4 protein-coding genes are annotated in these 3,789 nt (G+C 61.8%); all 4 read right to left on the reverse strand.

Features of this window, described 5'->3' with window-relative positions; genetic code table 11:
• Window positions 1-1,088, reverse strand: a 1,088-nt coding sequence (gene nusA / locus AAC126_RS21945; RefSeq protein WP_339857531.1) for a transcription termination factor NusA, incomplete at its 3' end; no start/stop codon positions are given.
• 49 nt (window positions 1,089-1,137) lie between these two features.
• On the reverse strand, window positions 1,138-1,635 hold the full coding sequence (gene rimP / locus AAC126_RS21950; RefSeq protein WP_339857533.1) for a ribosome maturation factor RimP: 498 nt from the start codon (window positions 1,633-1,635) through the stop codon (window positions 1,138-1,140).
• Window positions 1,636-1,807: 172 nt separating this feature from the next.
• A complete protein-coding gene (gene trmB / locus AAC126_RS21955) occupies window positions 1,808-2,527 on the reverse strand; it encodes a tRNA (guanosine(46)-N7)-methyltransferase TrmB (RefSeq protein ID WP_339857536.1) in 720 nt (239 codons plus the stop codon).
• Window positions 2,528-2,552: 25 nt separating this feature from the next.
• The gene (gene metK / locus AAC126_RS21960) at window positions 2,553-3,722 is read right to left on the reverse strand and encodes a methionine adenosyltransferase (protein ID WP_339857539.1); all 1,170 of its coding nucleotides are present in this window, start codon (window positions 3,720-3,722) and stop codon (window positions 2,553-2,555) included.
• Window positions 3,723-3,789: the final 67 nt, after the last annotated feature.

Here is a 3,789-nt window from a genome sequence, read left to right on the forward strand (position 1 = left end):
GTCCGCGACCGGGTCTTGAACTCTTCCTGGCGGCGCTCGGATTCCTCGGCCTCGGTCAGGATGTCGATATCCCAGCCGGTCAGGATCGAGGCGAGACGCACGTTCTGGCCGCGGCGGCCGATGGCCAGGCTGAGCTGGTCGTCCGGCACCACCACTTCAATGCGGCGCTGTTCTTCGTCGAGAACAACCTTGCTGACTTCAGCCGGGGCCAGACCGTTGACCACGAAGGTCGCCGGGTCTTCGGACCACGGAATAATGTCGATTTTCTCGCCCTGCAGCTCGCCGACCACGGCCTGCACGCGCGAGCCGCGCATGCCGACGCAGGCGCCGACCGGATCGATGCTGCCATCGTAGGAGATCACAGCGATCTTCGCGCGGCTGCCCGGATCACGGGCGACCGACTTGATCTCGATGATGCCGTCATAGATTTCCGGCACTTCCTGCTTGAACAGGTTGGCCATGAACTGCGGATGGGTGCGCGACAGGAAGATCTGCGGGCCGCGCTGTTCCTCGCGAACATCATAGATGTAGGCCCGCACGCGGTCACCGTTGCGGAAGCTTTCGCGCGGCAGCAGCTCGTCACGGCGCAGCACCGCCTCGGCCCGGCCGAGATCGATAGTGACATTGCCGAATTCGACCCGCTTGACGATACCGTTGACGACCTCGCCAACCCGATCCTTGAACTCGGCGAACTGACGGGTGCGTTCGGCCTCGCGGACCTTCTGCACGATCACCTGCTTGGCGGTCTGCGCGGCGATGCGGCCAAAATCGATCGGCGGCAGCGGATCGACGATCAGATCGCCAACCTTCAGCTCCGGGTTCCGCTTCTGCGCAGCGGCAAGCGGGATCTGCGTGACCTCGTCCTCGACCTCGTCGACAACCTCGGTCACGCGCATCAGCTCGATGGCGCCGGTCTGACGGTCGATATTCGCCCGAATGTCGTGATCATGGCCATATTTGGAGCGACCGGCTTTCTGGATCGCCTGCTCCATCGCCTCAAGCACCTCGTCGCGCTCAATACCTTTTTCGCGCGCTACAACATCGGCGACTTGAATCAGTTCAAGCTTGGGTTGGGTTGCCGTTTCCATGGATCGCGTCTTCTTGCCGTTATGTTCTGTTTTTTGCCTAAACCGATGTCTAGATCTCGCCGCGCTCGACAGCGGCGATCAACTCATCGGTCAAAACCAATTTTGCCGCCCGGATCGACGCGAACGGAAAGCTCAAGCGCTCCCCACCCTTATCAATCACGACGGTATCACCATTCTCGGCACCGCGCACTTCGCCCCGGAACCGTTTTTGCCCATTCACCGCGACCTCAAGCTCGATCTTCGCTTCGAAGCCGGCGAACCGGTCATAATCCTCCGGGCGTACCAGCGGCCGGTCGATACCGGGAGAGCTGACTTCCAGATTATACTCCCCGGAAATCGGATCCTCGACATCGACGATGAGAGAGACCGCACGGCTGATGCTTGCGCAATCCTCAACCGTCATCTGGGCCCGGTCGGAGCGCTCTGCCATGATCTGCAGAACCGCCTTCTTTCCACCGGTGAACATCACCCGCACCAGATCGTAGCCCATCGATTCAATGGATGGGCCGATCATCGCGGCGATCTTCTCATTCAGTTGCTGCGTCACCCGTATCCTCTAACACTTCGCCCCGGCCCGAGCCGGAAACCACCCAAGGAAAGCACAAAAAAAAAGTGGGCCGTTGGCCCACCCTATCAGCTTTACCGATTGGGTCTTGTAATGGAAGACGCACTATAGCCGAATGCGCGTGCGCTTCAAGAAGATTCGCTCAATCAGACGGCTAGAGACGGTCGAAGCGAAGGAACGCCGGACGGCGGCCCTGCTCTCTTGCCTTGGCCTCGTATCGGGTCTCCGGCCAGTCCTCCGGCCTCACCCGCCAGTCCGACGGACCCTGGGCCTGCCAGCGGAAACCACGATGCGCGGTTGCCCGGGCAAGCATCCACCGCAAGTAGCGTATGTCGTCGGTTGCCAGCCGCAGCTCTCCACCGGGCGCAATCAGCCGGTGAAATTCGGCAATGCTTTCATGCTGGATGATACGGCGGGAATGGTGGCGTTTCTTCGGCCACGGATCAGCGAAAAGCACGGCAATCCGGGTCAGCGAGCCATCCGGCAGCAAGGGCAGCAGATCACGGACATCGTCAGGGTAGACCCGTACATTGGAAAGCGCCTGGTCCTCGCAATGCCGGATCAGGCTGGCCACACCGTTCATGAAAGGCTCGGAGCCGATGAACCCGACATCCGGGTTGGCCGCCGCCTGGGCCGCCAGATGCTCACCACCGCCGAAACCGATCTCCAGCCAGACCTCTTTGGTGCTGTCCGGAAACAGCGATGCCGGGTCCAGCGCGGCGCCAGGCTCCGCGGGCAGCGTTACGGCAAGCTCCGGAAGCCGCTCCTCGAGCAGCGTCTCCATACCCGCGCGCAAGCGGCGACCGCGCCTTCTGCCATAGAAGACGCGGTCACGCTGTACGATGTTTTCTGGATTTTCCTTGCCCGTGGGCACGGCTCAGTCCCGTTTCTCAGAGGCCTCAGGCGAACGCGCTCTTGAGGTCGTTCACCAGGTCAAGCTGTTCCCAGGTGAAGTACCCCTTGCCGCCGTCCTCACGTCCGAAATGGCCATAGGCCGAGGTCGGGCGATAGATCGGGTTGCTGAGCGCCAGCTGCTCGCGGATACCACGGGGCGACAGATCGACCAGCTCCCGCACAACGGCGGAAAGCTTGGCTTCATCCACCCGGCCGGTCCCGTAGGTGTCGAAGTAAACAGACAGCGGGTGCGAGACGCCGATCGCGTAGGACACCTGAATGGTGCATTTATCGGCAAGACCAGCCGCCACGACATTCTTTGCCACCCAGCGGGCGGCATAGGCCGCCGAACGGTCCACCTTGGTCGGATCCTTACCGGAGAAGGCACCGCCACCGTGCGGCGCGGCACCGCCATAGGTATCAACGATGATCTTGCGGCCCGTCAGACCGGCATCGCCGACCGGACCACCGATCACGAACCGGCCGGTCGGGTTCACGTAAAACTGCTCTTCCGGGCACATCCAGCCCTCGGGCAGAACCTTTTCCACATGACGGCGCACCATCTCGCGGATCTCGTCCTGCTCCAGGTTCTCGTCATGCTGGGTCGACACCACAACCGAAGTCGCCCGGACCGGCTTGCCATTGGCATATTGCAGGGTCACCTGGCTTTTGGAGTCAGGACCAAAGCCCTTGTCCGCGCCGGATTTCCGGGCTTCCGCCATGGATTTCAGGATCTGGTGCGAGAAGTGGATCGGCGCCGGCATCAGCGCCTCGGTTTCGCGGCAGGCGTAACCGAACATGATGCCCTGGTCGCCCGCGCCCTCATCCTTGTTGCCGGCCGCATCGACACCGACGGCAATGTCGGTCGACTGCTCGTGCAGGAGAACCTCGATGTCCGCGGTTTTCCAGCTGAAGCCTTCCTGGTCGTAGCCGATGTCCTTGATCGCTTCGCGGGCGGACTCGATGATTGCATCCTTGGTCACGGATGCGGGTCCGCGCACTTCCCCGGCGAGAATGACCTTGTCGGTCGTCGCCAGAGTTTCGCAGGCGACCCGGCTCATCGGGTCGGCGGCGAGGAACATATCAACAACCGTGTCGGAAATCCGGTCACAAACTTTGTCCGGATGACCTTCGGAGACGGATTCGCTGGTGAATTCGTAGTCGGATTGAGTCAACGGGGGCTCTCCTAGAATATGAGTTGCACTCATGCCTGCTCGAAGACGTACCCGTGAACGCCCCGCT

The sequence above is a fragment of the uncultured Nisaea sp. genome, assembly GCF_963974195.1.
Taxonomy (GTDB): Bacteria; Pseudomonadota; Alphaproteobacteria; order Thalassobaculales; family Thalassobaculaceae; genus Nisaea.